Origin of the sequence: Micromonospora sp. C28SCA-DRY-2 (assembly GCF_030519475.1) — a bacterium.
Lineage (GTDB): Bacteria > Actinomycetota > Actinomycetes > Mycobacteriales > Micromonosporaceae > Micromonospora.
This window is the reverse complement of the sequence record NZ_JAUMKD010000002.1, coordinates 506,646-521,451: the sequence shown is the minus strand read 5'-3', so window position 1 is coordinate 521,451 and position 14,806 is coordinate 506,646. Positions and strand designations below refer to the sequence as shown.

Below are 14,806 nucleotides of genomic sequence, written 5' to 3'. Positions count from 1 at the left end.
GGTCTGTGAAACCGACCGGCCGGACCGCTTTCTGCTCTGCCTGGTCATTCCGCCATGGTGGCCAGGACGATCACGTTGTCGGGGTAGCTGCCGGCGGCCTGGTCGAAGACCCCGCCGCAGGTCACCACCCGCAGGCTGGGCTTGTCGCTGGGGCCGTAGACCAGCTCGGTGGGGAACGCGTCCTTCGGGTGCCGCTGGACCGACTCGACGGTGAAGGTAGCCGGCCGGCCGTCCTCGCGGGCGACGGTGATGGTGTCCCCGGGTTGCAGGGCGCCGAGCGAGAAGAAGACCGCCGGCCCGATCTTGGCCGAGTCGACGTGCCCCACGATCACCGCGTTGCCGACCTCGCCCGGGCTCGGTCCCGGCTGGTACCAGCCGGCCAGCTCGGCCCGCTCCAGCGGCGGGACCTGGACGGTGCCGTCCGGGTTGGTGCCCAACGAGATGATGCTCGCGTCGACCCCGATCCGGGGGATCGTGATCGTGGTGGGGGTGGAGCGGGGCAGCCCGGCGGCGGCCGGCGCCTCGTCGTACGTGTCGAACGACGGCGTGGCGCTCGGCGTGGCCGCCGCCTGGGCCAGGGGTTGGGGCGGGCGGGGAGCGGGCGTGCCCTTGAGCGACGCGCCGACCAGGCCGGCGCCCACCATGGCGAGCAGGACGACGACGGCCGCGCCGGCGGCGCGCCACGGAATCCCGTGGCGGCCGCCGGCCCGGGTCGCCGTCACGTCACGCGTAGGACGCATCGGTCCGACGACGACGCAGCAGCACGATGCCGCCCAGCGCGGAGGCGCCGATCAGGCTCGCGCCCGCGGCGGCCAGCTCGCGGTCGGTGCCGGCGCCGGCGCCACCGTCACCACCGTCGACCCCGCCACGCGGCAGGACGACCAGCTCGCCCTTGCCGCAGGAGCCCTCGAGCTTGTAGCGGCCCGGCTTGGCGTGCCGGTCCACCTTGGCCTCGCCGTAGTAGACGAAGTCACGCTTGTGCTCCCAGCGGTCCTCGTCCTTGCCGTAGTCCCCGGACTCCTCGTCGGACCAGCCGTTCTCGTGGTCCTTGCCGTCCTCGTGGTCCTTGCCGTTCTCGTCGTGGCCCTTCCAGTCCGAGCCGTGGTCGCCCCGGTCGGACTCGTCGCCGTAGTCGCCGTAGTCGCCGTGGTCGTTGTTCTCGTGGTCCTTCTTGTCGCCGTCGCGGCCGGACTCCTCGCGGTCCTTCCAGTCGCTGCCGTGCTCGGCGTCCTGGCCGTGCTCGTCGCCCTTCCAGTCCTTGCGGTCCTCCTCGCGGCCGGAGTCCGCGGCGCCGCCGCCCTGGCCGTTCGGCTGCGGCTTGCCGGTCTCGTCACCGCGGCCGTCGTGGTCCTTGCCCTTGTCCTCGTGGTCCTTGCCCTTGTCGTGGTCCTTGCCCTTGTCCTCGTGGTCCTTGCCCTTGTCGTGGTCCTTGCCCTTGTCCTCGTGGTCCTTGCCGTGCTCGTCGCGACGGTCCTCCTCCCCGCCACGCCAGTCACGGTGGTCCTCGCGCCCGTCGACCGGCTTGAGCTTGACCTTGCCGGTGACCTTGGACCACACGTACGCGTGCTTCTGCGGCTCTTCGCAGACCTCGAGGAGCTTGACCTCGTCGCCGGGCTTGACCACGTGCGGCTTGGCGAAGACCTTGCCGTCCTTGTCGTCGTGGTGACCGTCGGCGTACGCGACCGCCGGCGAGAACACCAGCAGCGAGGCACCGCCGAGGGCGGCGCCCGCGACGACCTTTCCGAGCATCTTCTTACCCATGACCTGCGTCACTCCATCCCCTGTTGTCCTCGGCTCGGCCACATCCGAGCTAGGACCGACGTTAGACCGTTTCACGACCTATGAGAGGAAAGATTCGTGTTTAAGAGTTTGACGGGGATGAGGGCTATAGGGGTGGTAAGCGGCTTTCATCGCATGTGCCGCCGACTGGTGGGGGTCGCGGGGTTCCCGACCCCTGGCGCGCTAGGGGTCCGTCCGGCGCTCGCCGGGGTGACTCGACGGGATCGTCCGGGTTCGGGGGAGTGCGGAACCGGACCATCGCCGGGGTGGCCGCCGCCATTGTCCGACCCGGCGGGGCTCGGGGCGCCGGACCCGGCGGGCGGTCGAGCGGGAGACATAGAGGCATTGCCATGGAAGCGCTCCCATGCAAGAATCGGCGGCACGCGGTTCGGGGAGCCACACCGCGCAGCAGGCAGGAGTCGAGGGCACCGGTCCGCCGGACGACGTCCCGCCCGGGCCGGCGGTCGCCGGTCATCGCACCACCACCACCGCCCGTCCGGGTCGGGCGCCCCCCGAAGGAATCCCGTTGGCGCCGGCGGTCGTCCGCGCAGGACGCCCATCGGACCACCGTGCCGGGCCGTTCGCGGGTCCGGTCTCGCCCAAGGAGATCAGTGGCATGAACGTGTGGAGAAGGATGTCCGGCCCACGCCGGGCCCTCGCGCTCGCCGGCGCGGGCACCCTGGTCGCGGGCGGGCTGGTGACCCTTCCGGTCACCGTCGCCCACGCCGCGACCCAGTGTGCGGTGACGTACACGACCAACGACTGGCCAGGCGGCTTCACCGCCACCGTCAACATCAGGAACATCGGCGACGCGCTCAACGGGTGGACGCTCGGCTTCACGTTCCCGGACGGCGGCCAGCGCGTGCAGCAGGGCTGGTCGGCCCGGTGGGCGCAGTCCGGCCAGAACGTCACCGCGCAGAACGAGTCGTACAACGGCTCGCTGGCCAGCGGGGCCACCATCAGCATCGGCTTCAACGGGGCCTGGAGCGGTAGCAACCCGAAGCCGACCTCGTTCACCCTGAACGGGGTGACCTGCAACGGCGGCACGAACCCGACCACCCCGCCGCCCACCACCACGCCGCCGCCGACCACCCCGCCCCCCACGACCCCGCCGCCCGGCAACCGGGTGGACAACCCGTACCTGAACGCCCGGGGCTACGTGAACCCGGAGTGGAAGGCCAAGGCCGAGTCGGTCGCCGGCGGCAACCGGGTCTCCAACAACCCCACAGCGGTCTGGCTGGACCGGATCGCCGCCATCAACGGCACGCCGGACAGCAGCTCCAACGGCGCCATGGGAGTACGGGACCACCTGGACGAGGCGCTGCGCCAGGGCGCCAACTACATCCAGTTCGTCATCTACAACCTGCCCGGTCGGGACTGCGCGGCGCTCGCCTCCAACGGTGAGCTCGGCCCGGACGAGCTGCCGAAGTACAAGGCCGAGTACATCGACCCGATCGCCGCGATCCAGGGCGACCCGAAGTACGCCAACCTGCGGATCATCAACATCATCGAGATCGACTCACTGCCGAACCTGGTGACCAACACCTCCGGCCAGCCCGGCGGCACCACGATGTGCGACACCGTGAAGGCCAACGGCGCGTACGTCAACGGGGTCGGCTACGCGCTGGCCAAGCTCGGCGCGATCGGCAACGTCTACAACTACATCGACGCCGCGCACCACGGCTGGATCGGCTGGGACAGCAACTTCGGCCCGACCGCCGACATGCTGAAGAGCGCCGCGGTCGCCTCCGGCAGCACGGTGGCGAACGTGCACGGCTTCATCGTGAACACGGCCAACTACTCGGCCCTGCGCGAGCCGTACGTCAAGGTGACCGACACGGTGAACGGCCAGACCGTGCGGCAGTCCACCTGGATCGACTGGAACCAGTACGTCGACGAGCTGTCCTTCGCCCAGGCCTTCCGCAACAAGCTGGTCCAGGTCGGCTTCGACAGCGGGATCGGCATGCTGATCGACACCTCCCGCAACGGCTGGGGCGGCTCCGCCCGGCCCACCGGCCCGGGTCCGATGACCAACGTCAACGACTACGTCAACGGTGGCCGGGTGGACCGGCGGATCCACCCCGGCAACTGGTGCAACCAGTCCGGGGCCGGTCTGGGCGAGCGCCCGAAGGCCGCGCCGGAGCCGGGCATCGACGCGTACGTCTGGGTCAAGCCGCCGGGTGAGTCGGACGGCTCCAGCCGGGAGATCCCGAACAACGAGGGCAAGGGCTTCGACCGGATGTGCGACCCGACGTACACCGGCAACGCGCGCAACGGCAACAACCCCACCGGGGCCCTGCCGGACGCCCCGATCTCCGGCGCCTGGTTCCCCGCACAGTTCGCGCAGCTCATGCAGAACGCCTACCCGCCGCTCTCCTGAGCCGACGCCCACCGGCCGCTGGCAGTAGGTGAGGTGCTCCAGCGGCAGGTTCCCCGGGCCCCCGGCCCGACCGCCACCGGTCGGCCGGGGGCCCCCTCGCGCGCTCCCACCCGCTCGACATCCCCGCACTTTCCCGGAAAGAGTGGCCTCCCGACGCCCGGAGGCCACTCTTTCCCTGTCCGTGCCGGAGCCCGCGTCCCCGAGCGCGCGGGCCCGGGGGAGTGCGGGGTGTGGGGTCAGGGCACTGTCTTCTCGATCGCGGCCCGGCCCAGTTCGGCGAGGTCGCGGCGGGCCCGTTCGAGGTTCTCCGGGGTCATGTCCTGGCCCCGGGCCATCACCAGGTCCTCCGGGTCCCACGGCTGCTCACCACCGGTGCGGATGTTGTCCGGGGCGGCGCCGGTGCCGGTCCCGGTCGCGCCGGTGCCGGCTGCGTACGGGTCACCGATCAGGTTCTCGCCGGCGCTCCGCTCGCCGCGGTCACCGGGCCCCACAAAGGTCGGATTGTCCCGGTCGGCGCCGCCCCCGGTCATCAGCTGCGGGACGCCGGTGTCGTCCTCCACCGCCGCGGCCACTTCCGGGCTCTCCTCCAGCGGGCGGTCACGGTCACGGTCCGTCATGTCGCTGCCCTCCTGTCCCAGGCGCGTTCCCTGATCCCCCTGGCCTACCCCGGGAGGCGGAGGGCATGCCCGCCGGGTCGTCCGCCCGGCCCGCGCCGGGCGGTACGTCCGGTTCGTCAGGACCGCTCGTGCTCCTGGGACTCGGGGGGCTCGGCCGGGTTGCGCCACTGCCAGAGCAGCATCAGCACGCCGAACACCAGCATGCCGAGGCCGGCCCAGAGGTTGATCCGTACGCCCTCGGCCTTCTCCACCGCGGCGGCGCCGTCGAAGATCCCGACCAGCGTGACGATCGCCCCGTACGCCGTGAACAGCCCACCGATCACCCGGCGGATGTCGAACAGCCGGGCGGCGGCGGACCGGCGCCGGGCCTCTTCGGTGGCCGCCACCATGTGGTCGTGCCCGTGCGGGTCGAGGTTGTCCATGGCCATGGCCGAGCACCCTTCCTAGAAGAACGGCACGTAGAGGAGGAGCGAGAGGGTCAGCACGATCACGCCGAGCACGACGGGGGAGCGCCACCAGACGGCGTCCCCGGTGAGCACGTCGCCCTTCAGGTCGATCCCGCCCGTGCCGTACACCAGGCCGCGCAGCTCCTCGTCCCGCCGCGGCCTGGTGAACGGGGTGACGATCGCGGCGACCACCGCCACCGTCACGAACGCGATGCCGGCGCCCCAGAAGCTCTCCTCCAGGTCGGAGTTGAAGTGCACCACCCCGCCCTTGTAGAGCAGGTAGGTGGCCAGGGCGGCCAGGGTGCCCAGGAGCAGGGAGAGGAAGCCGGCCGCGGCGGTCATCCGCTTCCAGAACATGCCGATGATGAAGGTGGCGAACAGCGGCGCGTTGAACAGCGAGAAGAGCGCCTGGATGTAGTTCATGATGTTGCTGAACCCGGCCGCGATGAAGGCGGTGCCGATGCCGATCAGCACGCCGGCGACGGTGGCCCAGCGGCCGATCCGGATGTAGTACTCGTCGGGCCGGTCCCGGCGGATGTACGACTGCCAGATGTCGTAGGTGAAGACGGTGTTGAAGCCGCTGACGTTGGCCGCCATGCCGGCCATGAACGAGGCGACCAGGCCGGTCACCGCGACGCCGAGCACGCCGTTGGGGAGCAGGTCGCGCATCAGCAGCGGGATGGCGTTGTTGTAGACCAGGTCGCCGCTCTCCGCGCCCAGCCCCTGCACGGTGACCAGGGCGACCAGGCCGGGGATCACGGTGACCACCGGGATGAGCAGCTTCGGGTACGCGGCGATGATCGGCGTGCGCCGGGCGGCGCTCATGTTCTTGGCCGACAGGGCGCGCTGCACCTCGGCGAAGTTCGTCGTCCAGTAGCCGAAGGAGAGCACGAAGCCGAGGCCGAAGACGATGCCGATCCAGTGCGCGCCCAGCGGGTTGGCGGTGGTGCCGGTGTCCTGCCAGGTGTGCAGGCCGGCCTCGCCGAGCTTGGAGTCGCGCACCGCGTCCATCAGCCCGGCGACCCCGCCCACCTTCACCAGGCCGAGGATGGTGATCGGCAGCAGGCCGGCGACGATCACGAAGAACTGGAGCACCTCGTTGTAGATCGCCCCGGAGAGCCCGCCCACGGTGATGTACGCCAGCACGATCAGCGCGCCGACCACGATGGCCACCCAGAGCGGCCAGCCGAGCAGCGCCTGCATGATCAGCGCCAGCGCGTAGAGGTTCACCCCCGCGATCAGCACCTGGGCCACCGCGAAGCTGAGCGCGTTCAGCAGGTGGGTCGGGCGGTTGAAGCGCAGCCGCAGGTACTCGGGGACGCTGCGGACCTTGGAGCCGTAGTAGAAGGGCATCATCACGATGCCGAGGAAGACCATCGCCGGGACGGCGCCGATCCAGTAGTAGTGCAGCGTCATCGCGCCGTACTGGGCGCCGTTGGCGGCCATCCCGATGATCTCCAACGCCCCGAGGTTGGCCGAGACGAAGGCGAGGCCGGTCACCCAGGCGGGCAGCGAGCGACCGGAGAGGAAGAAGTCGACACTGGTCCGGATCGCCCGTCGGGCCGCGAAGCCGACCCCGAGCACGGTGACGAAGTAGAGCGCCAGGATGCCGTAGTCCAGGACGTTCATGTTCAGCCGGAGGCCGCCGCCGTCCATCCCCGTCACCCTTCGTCCGCCGTTGCGCGCCGGTCGCACGCGCGCCCCCATTTACCCCAGGTGCGAAGTTTCACGCCTGGCCCTCCCGATGGGGCCGGCACGCGGGGCGCCCCCGGCCGGTCCGGCCGGGGGCGCCCGTGGGGTCGGTCAGCGGCCGAGGACCCGGTCCAGGAAGTCGCGGTACTGGCGGACCGCCATCCGCAGCTGCTCGGTGTCCGCCGAGCCGGCGTCCTGCCACGCGCCGAGCCGGCTCTTCTGCGCCGACAGCGCCGAGGCGAGGGCCTGGATGGCCTCGTCCACCAGGGCCTGCGCCTCGCCGGCGGCCGCCCTGGGATCGTCCACGAAGCGCAGCTGGACGTCGCGCCAGCGGTCCCGGAACCGCTGCGCGACGTCCGCCTCGAAGAGGGTGGCCGGCTCGGCGGGCACCGTGGTGGCGGGTTGCCCGCCGATCGCGGCCCCCGCCTCCGGGCTGGCGGTGTCCGGGTCGACCATGACCGGCGTGGCGCTGCCGTAGCCGGCCGCCCCGGTCGCGTCCGGGTCGCCGCCCCGGTCGATCAGGTTCGCCCGCCGGCCCGGGTCGCCCCCGGCCGTGTCCGGCCGCCCGACCGGGGCGCCGGAGGGTTCCTCGGGGTCGCCGCCGGGCCGCTGTTCCGCGGTGCCGCGCGGCCCGTGCAGCTCGGCCGTCGGGTCGGCCCGCCGCCCCTCGCGCGGGCCGTCGGCGGCACCGTCGCCGGGCCGCGCGGTCCACTCCGTCCGCGGGTCCGGCTCGTCCTCGGGGCGCGGGCTGGCCAGGGCGGACGCGGCGACCGCGCCACCCACGCTGGTGGCGCCGAACGCGGTGGGCACCGGACCCGGCTCGTGGAACTCGGTCCGGTCGTCGGCCGCGTCGGCGCCGTCCGGCCGGTCGGCGGTACGGCGCTCGCCGGCGACCGTCGGGTCGTCGAAGGTGCCGCGGTCGGAGATCACGTCCTCCGGTACGTCGGCCCGGTCGGCCCGGTCCTCGGCCGGCGGAACCGGCACCGGGGTGGACCGGACGGCCTCGGGGTGCTCGTTGCTCGCCCGCTGCTCTTCCTGGCGCATGGTGGTCTCCTCAGCGGTTCGTGACGTCGTGCGGGGTGTCCGGGTGGCGCTGCTCGGGCGGCCGGGGCGTGACCGGCTCCTCGCCGAGCAGTTCGGCGAAGAGGGCCCGGTAGTGCACCACGGCCTGGCGCAGCTCCTCGGTGCTGGCCTCCCCGCGGGAGTTGCGCAGGTGGATCTCGTGTGCGTCCCGGTACCGGGTGAGCGTCCGGGCGTGCTCGACGGAGAGGTGGGCGATCTGGTCGGAGAAGTCGCCGGTGGGGTAGCCGCGTTCGGCGATGAGCCGGGTGAGAAGTTCGTCCGCGTCGCCCACCGTCTCGCCCGGCGAGTCGACGAAACGGACCTGGAGTTCCTCCCAGGCGGCCGCGTACCGGGCCCGGGACTCGGCGGAGAGCGGGGTCAGGGTGAGTTCGGCGTGCCGGCGCTCCCGGTCCCGCAGCTCCCGCTCGGCGGCGGTGCGGCTGTCCCGTTCGGCGACCACCCGGTCGTACTCCGGCCCGAAGCGGCGCCGCAGCGCCCGGCGCCGGCCGGCCACCAGGGCGACCGCGACCAGCGCCGCGATCACCAGGATGACGAGGACTGTGACGATTACCTGCGTGGGCGACATGGCCTCCTCCTTCGCCCGGTGGTATTCCCTCGGCTCACTGATCGCCAATCCCGTTGCGCGGCACTTTCCTGACCGATCCGGCGGGATCCCGGCGGGTCGGCACGCCGGCGCGCGGACATGACGAGTCACACAGAGTGATGGCCGGCCAAAACTTGACTCATTCCAGAAAACGCGATTGGCTGGGTGCGGTCGGTCGGATCCGACCCCGAGCGCCCCGCCGCCCCCCGACTGCCAGCAGTCCCGCCCCGACCGCCGCCGACGCGTCCGGGGGCACGCCGCAACACCGATCAGGAGGAGAGCGATGAGCGACCCGCAGGCCAGCAAGCCGATCCTCACCACCCGTCAGGGCCACCCGGTGCACAACAACCAGCAGCAGCGGACGGTCGGTTCCCGCGGCCCGGCGACGCTGGAGAACTACCACTTCCTGGAGAAGATCAGCCACTTCGACCGGGAGCGGATCCCGGAGCGGGTGGTGCACGCCCGCGGCTTCGTCGCGCACGGCGAGTTCGAGGCGTACGGGACCATCGGTGACCAGCCGGCGTCGACGTACACCCGGGCCAAGCTGTTCCAGACCAAGGGCAAGAAGACCCCCGTCACCATCCGGTTCTCCACCGTCATCGGCGGCCGGGACTCCTCCGAGGCGGCCCGCGACCCGCGCGGCTTCGCGGTGAAGTTCCGCACCGAGGACGGCAACTGGGACATGGTGGGCAACAACCTCCAGATCTTCTTCATCCGCGACGCGATCAAGTTCCCGGACGTGATCCACGCGCTGAAGCCGGACCCGGTGACCTTCCGGCAGGAGCCGAACCGGATCTTCGACTTCATGTCCAACACGCCCGAGTCGATGCACATGCTGACCTGGCTCTTCTCCCCGTACGGCATCCCGCGGAACTACCGGACGATGCGCGGCTCCGGGGTGAACACCTACCGCTTCGTCAACGCCGAGGGCGAGGGCGTGCTGGTCAAGTTCCACTGGCTGTCCCAGCAGGGCGAGCACAACCTGACCCAGGCCGAGGCGGACGCGATCCAGGCCACCGACCTGGGCCACGCGTCCAAGGACCTGTACGAGGCGATCGAGCGCGGCGAGTACCCGCGGTGGGAGCTCAACGTGCAGATCATGAGCGACGACGAGCACCCGGAGCTGGACTTCGACCCGCTCGACGACACCAAGATCTGGCCCGAGGAGGACTTCCCCTACCTGCCGGTCGGCATGATGACGCTCAACCGCAACATCACCGACCACCACAACGAGAACGAGCAAATCGCCTTCGGCACCGGCGTGCTGGTCGACGGGATCGACTTCTCCGACGACAAGATGCTGGTCGGGCGGACCTTCTCCTACTCGGACACCCAGCGCTACCGGGTCGGCCCGAACTACCTCCAGCTGCCGATCAACCGGCCGCGCGAGGACGTGGTGGTCAGCACCAACCAGACCGGCGGCGCGATGTCGTACGGGGTGGACAACCGCGGCGCCAACCCGCACGTCAACTTCGAGCCGTCCTCGGTCGCCGGGCTCCAGGAGGCCGACGAGTCCTACCGCGAGTACCGACCGTTCGTCTCCGGCCAGATCATGAAGGCCCCGATCGAGCGGCAGAACAACTACTCGCAGGCCGGTCGCCGCTACCGCGAGATGGCCGACTGGGAGCGGGACGACCTGATCCACAACCTGGTCACCAACCTGGCCCAGTGCGACAAGCACATCCAGGAGAAGATGGTCTGGCACTTCAGCCAGTGCGACGAGGACTACGGTCGCCGGGTCGCCGAGGGGCTCGGCCTCGCCGCCAACGTCTGATCCCCGTCCGCTTCCCGAGCGCCCCGCCGGCCGACCGGCGGGGCGCTCGTCGTCCGTCCGGGTCCACGGTGGAGGGCGCGACGGACGGTAGTGCTTCGGGCGCGGATTACGTATCCTGCCGAGGGCGCCCTGCCGGCGCCGCGGCCGGGCCCCGGCCGGCCGGAAGCCACCCGGTCGGCGTCGGTTGCCCCTGCCGCCATCCTTCCGGGCGAGGTCTGATTGAACACCCGCGACTGGCCGATCCGGTCCAAGCTGACCGCGCTGGTCGTCGTCCCGGTCACCGCGCTGCTGGCGCTCTGGATCTTCGCCACCACGCTCACCTTCGGCCCCGCCCTCGACCTGCTCTCCGCCCGCACCCTCCTCTACGACCTGGGTCGCCCCGGCGAGGCGGTGGTGGCCGAGTTGCAGCGGGAACGCCGCCTCTCGGTGATCCAGCTCGCCGGGTCCGAGTCGCTGCCGGCGCTGGCCGAGCAGCGGGCGCGTACCGACCGGGCATTGACCGAGCTGCGCCGCCGGATCGGCGGCGAAGACCTCCGCGACGCCACCGACGACCACCTCGACGCCCGGCTGGACCAGCTGGTCACCGCACTGGAGGGGCTGCCGGCCGGCCGCGGGTTCATCGACCGGCGGGAGGTGGACCGGGTCGGCGCGCTCAACCTCTACAGCGGGATGATCTCGTCGGCCTTCCAGACCTTCGCCGCCATGGCGACCCTGCCCGACCAGGAGCTCAACCGGCAGGCGCTGGCCGTCACCGCGCTCGGTCGCTCCCGTGAGCTGCTCGGCCAGACCGACGCGCTGCTGGCCGGGGCGCTGGCCGCCGGGCGGTTCGCCGAGGGGGAGCACGCCCAGCTGGTGCAGACCATCGGCAACCAGCGGTTCCTGGCCGAGACGGCGGTGGCGGACCTGCCCGACGCCGACCGCGCCGGCTACCAGCGGCTCACCGAGCGGCCGGCGTTCGGCCGGCTGCGGGCCCTGCAGGACACGCTGCTGGCGGCCGACCGGTCCGCCCGCCCACCGGTCGACGGGCCGGCGTGGCAGGCCAACTACGAGGCCGTCCAGCAGGCGCTGCGGGACTTCGAGCTGGCCCAGGCCGACGGCCTGGCCGAACGGTCGGTGCCGCTGGCGGTGCGGGTCCTGGTCCGGCTCGCCGCCGCCGGCCTGCTGGGCCTGACCGCCGTCGTGGTCGCGGTGGTGGTGGCGCTGCGGGTCGGCCGTTCCCTCGCGCAACGGCTGACCGGCGTACGCACTGCCGCGCTGGAGATGGCCGAGCGCCGGCTGCCGGACGTGGTGGCCCGGCTGCGCCGGGGCGAGCAGGTCGACGTGGCCCGGGAGGCGCCCCCGCTGGAGTACGGCGCGGACGAGATCGGCCAGGTCGGGCGGGCCTTCAACGAGGTGCAGCGGACGGCGGTGCGGGCCGCGGTCGACGAGGTGACCCTGCGCCGCGGGCTGAACGAGGTCTTCCTGAACATCGCCCGACGCAGCCAGGGGCTGGTGCACCGGCAGCTCGCCCTGCTCGACCGGATGGAGCGGCACACCGAGGACCCGGACGAGCTGGCCGAGCTGTTCCGGGTCGACCATCTCGCCACCCGGCTGCGCCGGCACGCCGAGGACCTGGTCATCCTGGCCGGCGCGGCGCCGGGCCGGGGTTGGCGCAACCCGGTCGCCATGGTCGACCTGATCCGCGGCGCGATCTCCGAGGTCGAGTCCTACGACCGGGTCGACATCACCACCGTGCAGCCCGCCGGCACCCTCGGACGGGCGGTGGGTGACGTGATCCACCTGCTCGCCGAGCTGATCGAGAACGCCACCGCCTTCTCCCCGCCGGACAGCCGGGTGGAGGTCGCCGGGGAGCGGGTGGCCAAGGGCTACGCCATCGAGATCACCGACCGGGGGCTGGGCATGTCGGCCGCGGCGATCGAGGACGCGAACCGGCGGCTGGCCCGTTCGCCCGAGTTCGAGCCCAGCGAGACCGCCCGCCTCGGCCTGTTCGTGGTGGCCCGGCTCGCCGCCCGGCACGGGGTCCGGGTGCGGTTGCGCCCGGCCGACCCCACCGGGCTGACCGCCGTGGTGCTGCTGCCGGCCGACCTGGTCACCGCCGAGCCGTCCCCGCTGCCCGGCCCGGTCGACGCCGAGCCGGCGCGGGTCGGTGCGACGCCCGGGCGGCGCCAGCTGGACCGGGCCGACCGGCTGGCCGGCCTGCCCCGGCCCCGGACCGGCCGGACGACCCGGCCGCGGCCCGCCCCGACGGTGCCCGACGGGGCGGCCGAGCCGTCCCGCCCCGGTGGCGGCCCGGCGCCCGCCGCGCCGGCCGGCGAGATCGACGGGCTGCCCCGGCGGGTGCGCCGGCGGCCGGCCGCCCGCCCGCGGGCCGGGGACGCCGCCCGCCCGGCGACGGAGTCGGCGGCGAGCGCCCGGGCGGCGGAGGCGGTGAGCCCGGCGGCGCCCGGGGGCCGGCCCGCGGTGGACGCCCGGCCCGTGCGGCAGCCGGCCGGGGACGGTCCGAGCCTGCCGCAACCGGTGGCCGAGGTGCCGCGGTCGCGGACCCCGGAGGAGGCGCGCCGGTTCATGTCGGCGTTGCAGGCCGGCACCGCTCGGGGCCGCCGGGCGGCCGAGGGCACCGCGGCGAGCCGCGACGCGGATCAGACCGCCCCCGCACCGGCCGCCGGACCCGCCGGACCCGCCGGTTCGGCCGAACCGGCCGTTCCCGCCGACGCGGCCGGCGCTCCGGCCGGACCGGCCGTCGCTCCCGGTGGGCGGGGCGGCGCTGACGCGCCGGTGGTCGCCCCGGGCACCGCTGACGCCGCCAACGGCTCCGCGCCAGCGGGTGCTCCCGTCCAACCCGCCGGCGGCGACCCGTCGGCGGTCGCCCCGGGCACCGCGGACCCGACCGACGGCGCCGGAGCCGCGGGCGGGCGGCCGGTGGACGACGACGCCACGGTCGTCCTGCCGGCGGCCACCGAATCCCTGACCGCGACTGAGAGGGACGCCTGATGCTGCAGCCGACGAGGCAGACTGCCGATCTCGACTGGTTGCTCGACGAGTTGGTGGACCGGGTGCCATCCGCCCGCGAGGCGGTGGTGCTGTCGGCGGACGGGCTCCTGCTCGGCGCCTCCACCGGGTTGGACCGGGCGGACGCGGAGCACCTGTGCGCGCTCGCCTCCGGCCTGTCCAGCCTGGCCCGCGGGGCGAGCCGGCACGTCGCGGGCGGGCCGGTGCGGCAGACCGTGGTGGAGATGGAGTCGGCGTACCTGCTGGTCACGGCGGCCGGGCAGGGCGCCTGCCTGGCAGTGGTCAGCGAGGCGGACGCCGACATCGGCCTGGTGGCGTACGAGATGGCGATGCTGGTGACCCGGGTGGGCGAGTACCTGACAGCCCCGGCCCGGTCGGCGGCGGGAGCGGCCGATGCGGACTGAGTCGCCCGGGCCGCAGCACGAGTGGCTGGACGGCGACGCCGGCCCCGTCGTGCGGCCGTACACGCTCACCGGCGGGCGGGTCCGCTCGGCCGTCGGCGGCTTCGACCTGGTCGCGTTCGTCCTGGCCGAGCCGGGCGCCGACCTGGCCGCCCACCCGGAGCTGCAACCGGAGCACCGTCGACTGGTCGAGCTGGCCGGCCGGCCGGTCCCGGTGGCGGAGCTGGCGGCCGACCTCGACCTCGCGGTCGGCGTGGTCCGGGTGCTGCTCGGTGACCTGTTGGCCCGGGGCGTGGTCGCCGTGCACCAGCCGCCGCGCACCGCGTACCTGCCCGACAACGACATCCTCAAGGCGGTGGTCAGTGGACTCCGTGCGTTATGACGGTGAGCGGGCCCGGATCCCGCTCGCACTGAAGATCCTCATCGCCGGGGGCTTCGGGGCCGGCAAGACGACGCTGGTCAGCGCGCTGAGCGAGGTCCGGCCGCTGCAGACCGAGGAGGTGCTGACCGGGGCCGGCGTCGGTACCGACGACCTCTCCGGGGTGGAGACCAAGTCGACCACCACGGTGGCGATGGACTTCGGCCGGATCACCATCAACGAGGATCTCCAGGTCTACCTCTTCGGCACCCCCGGCCAGGACCGCTTCTGGTTCCTCTGGGACGAGCTGGCCTTCGGCGCGCTCGGCGCGGTGGTGCTCGCCGACACCCGGCGACTGGCCGACTGCTTCCCGTCGATCGACTACTTCGAGCAGCGCGGCATCCCGTTCGTGGTCGGGGTGAACTGCTTCGACGGCGCCCGCCGGTTCAGCCTGGAGACCGTACGCCAGGCCCTCGACCTGGACCCGGAGGTGCCGCTGGTGCTCTGCGACGCCCGGGACCGGCAGTCCGGCAAGCTGGTGCTGATCGAGCTGGTCGAGCACGTGGCCCGGCAGCGCGGCGAGCCGGTGCCGGCGGCCTGACCCGGCGGCGGGCCAGCGGCACCCGGCGGCGCGGCCGGCGCGGCACCCGGCGGCGTGGGCGTAGACCGGACGAGCGGGCGGAA

The 14,806-nt window shown here is 73.0% G+C and carries 12 protein-coding genes and 1 pseudogene; 6 read left to right on the top strand and 7 right to left on the bottom strand.

Features of this window, described 5'->3' with window-relative positions; genetic code table 11:
* Positions 1-44: 44 nt before the first annotated feature.
* Together Q3W71_RS10905 and Q3W71_RS10900 are read right to left on the bottom strand one after the other, a co-directional pair.
* Positions 45-722, bottom strand: a complete 678-nt coding sequence (locus Q3W71_RS10905; RefSeq protein ID WP_302919667.1) for a class F sortase — start codon at positions 720-722, stop codon at positions 45-47.
* A gap of 1 nt (position 723) precedes the next feature.
* A complete protein-coding gene (locus tag Q3W71_RS10900; RefSeq protein ID WP_302919181.1) occupies positions 724-1,761 on the bottom strand; it encodes a hypothetical protein in 1,038 nt (345 codons plus the stop codon).
* 634 nt (positions 1,762-2,395) lie between these two features.
* Here Q3W71_RS10900 and Q3W71_RS10895 point away from each other — a divergent pair.
* Positions 2,396-4,159: a glycoside hydrolase family 6 protein gene (locus Q3W71_RS10895; protein WP_302919180.1), complete on the top strand. Its 1,764-nt coding sequence runs from the start codon at positions 2,396-2,398 to the stop codon at positions 4,157-4,159.
* A 236-nt stretch (positions 4,160-4,395) separates the two neighbouring features.
* Here Q3W71_RS10895 and Q3W71_RS10890 read toward each other — a convergent pair whose 3' ends face one another.
* From Q3W71_RS10890 to Q3W71_RS10870, 5 genes are all read right to left on the bottom strand, one after another.
* On the bottom strand, positions 4,396-4,776 hold the full coding sequence (locus Q3W71_RS10890; protein WP_088992237.1) for a hypothetical protein: 381 nt from the start codon (positions 4,774-4,776) through the stop codon (positions 4,396-4,398).
* A 116-nt stretch (positions 4,777-4,892) separates the two neighbouring features.
* A complete protein-coding gene (locus Q3W71_RS10885) occupies positions 4,893-5,204 on the bottom strand; it encodes a hypothetical protein (RefSeq protein WP_302919179.1) in 312 nt (103 codons plus the stop codon).
* Between the two features lie 15 nt (positions 5,205-5,219).
* Positions 5,220-6,878 (bottom strand): sodium:solute symporter family protein, encoded by a 1,659-nt coding sequence (locus tag Q3W71_RS10880; protein WP_302919178.1) that lies wholly within the window; start codon positions 6,876-6,878, stop codon positions 5,220-5,222.
* A 147-nt stretch (positions 6,879-7,025) separates the two neighbouring features.
* Positions 7,026-7,958, bottom strand: coding sequence for a hypothetical protein (locus Q3W71_RS10875; protein WP_302919177.1), 933 nt, complete (start codon positions 7,956-7,958; stop codon positions 7,026-7,028).
* A 10-nt stretch (positions 7,959-7,968) separates the two neighbouring features.
* Positions 7,969-8,562 carry a hypothetical protein gene (locus tag Q3W71_RS10870; protein ID WP_302919176.1) on the bottom strand — a complete coding sequence of 198 codons (594 nt, stop codon included), beginning with the start codon at positions 8,560-8,562 and terminating at the stop codon, positions 7,969-7,971.
* A 301-nt stretch (positions 8,563-8,863) separates the two neighbouring features.
* On the opposite strand from Q3W71_RS10870, the gene Q3W71_RS10865 reads away from it, so the two are divergent.
* From Q3W71_RS10865 to Q3W71_RS10845, 5 genes and pseudogenes are all read left to right on the top strand, one after another.
* The gene (locus Q3W71_RS10865; protein WP_302919175.1) at positions 8,864-10,354 is read left to right on the top strand and encodes a catalase; all 1,491 of its coding nucleotides are present in this window, start codon (positions 8,864-8,866) and stop codon (positions 10,352-10,354) included.
* Positions 10,355-10,573: 219 nt separating this feature from the next.
* Positions 10,574-12,958: pseudogene (locus Q3W71_RS10860) on the top strand (nitrate- and nitrite sensing domain-containing protein); the annotation flags it as partial.
* Between the two features lie 383 nt (positions 12,959-13,341).
* Positions 13,342-13,767, top strand: a complete 426-nt coding sequence (locus tag Q3W71_RS10855) for a roadblock/LC7 domain-containing protein (RefSeq protein ID WP_302919666.1) — start codon at positions 13,342-13,344, stop codon at positions 13,765-13,767.
* Positions 13,757-14,146, top strand: a complete 390-nt coding sequence (locus tag Q3W71_RS10850) for a DUF742 domain-containing protein (protein WP_302919174.1) — start codon at positions 13,757-13,759, stop codon at positions 14,144-14,146. The genes Q3W71_RS10855 and Q3W71_RS10850 overlap by 11 nt, the downstream gene beginning before the upstream one ends.
* Positions 14,127-14,723: an ATP/GTP-binding protein gene (locus Q3W71_RS10845; RefSeq protein WP_302919173.1), complete on the top strand. Its 597-nt coding sequence runs from the start codon at positions 14,127-14,129 to the stop codon at positions 14,721-14,723. Before Q3W71_RS10850 ends, Q3W71_RS10845 begins: the two co-directional genes overlap by 20 nt.
* Positions 14,724-14,806: the final 83 nt, after the last annotated feature.